General features: G+C 38.6%; 1 protein-coding gene. It reads left to right on the top strand.

Annotated features, from left to right (window positions below):
• Window positions 1-802 (top strand): Rpn family recombination-promoting nuclease/putative transposase (locus DW005_RS13655; RefSeq protein ID WP_207658758.1); only part of this gene is annotated, 802 nt, incomplete at its 5' end.
• Between the last annotated feature and the right edge of the window lie 65 nt (window positions 803-867).

Raw genomic sequence — 867 nt, 5'->3', positions numbered from 1 at the left:
GTTACAGATGGATGTGCCGATGAAGTGTAAGAAGCACAATAGAAGTTTTTTCTTATGTCTGGAAAATCAGAGTGACAAAAACAACGTTATGCCGGTGCGAGATATGGGATACCAGCATGCCAAATATATGGAGCAGATAAAGGAAGTGAAGGAAAGTAATCGGAAAACTGGAAATTATCCAAACCCGATGACAAAGGAACTTAACGATTCCCAGAAGTTAAGCCCGGTCATTACTTTGGTTTTGAATTACAGTCAGAATGAATGGGGAAAGCCAAGATGTCTGAATGATATGCTGGAATTTCCGGAAGACATTGGTGAGGAACTTACAAAATGGATACCCTCGTATTCGGTTTGTGTGATTAACCTTGCCAGTCAGCCGGAAACGACAATTCGCCAGTATCAATCGGATTTTAAATACATAGTCCGTTATCTGTCCTGTGGAAATGACAGAAGAAAACTGGATGAATATTTCCAAACAACGGAGTTTCAATTAGACCACCCGGAAGCATTTTTAGATTGGCTGTCTGCGGTGACAAACGACACGAGATATCGGAAAGCAAAGGAATTAATTGAAGAAACTGAAGGAAAAGGAGGAAAAATCAATATGTGTGTATTATTAGATATGTATGAGGAACGAGGAGTAGAGAAAGGAATTTCACAAGGAATCTCACAAGGAATTGAGGAAATCAACACATTATATCATTGCTTGTTAGCAGATCATCGAATGGAAGATATACAAAAAGCAATCATGGATACAGACTATCAGAAGGAATTGTTGCGGGAGTATGGGATAGGAGAGTAAGAGGAGGATATTATTTGGGAGCAAAAGATTTAGCAGAGAAAAATTTACTACAATACAAAGATGTA

The organism is Clostridium sp. AF36-4, assembly GCF_003435975.1.
Classification (GTDB): Bacteria; Bacillota; Clostridia; order Lachnospirales; family Lachnospiraceae; genus Eubacterium_F.
Note: the sequence above shows the minus strand (reverse complement) of the source record. Positions and strands in the feature narration are given on the sequence as shown.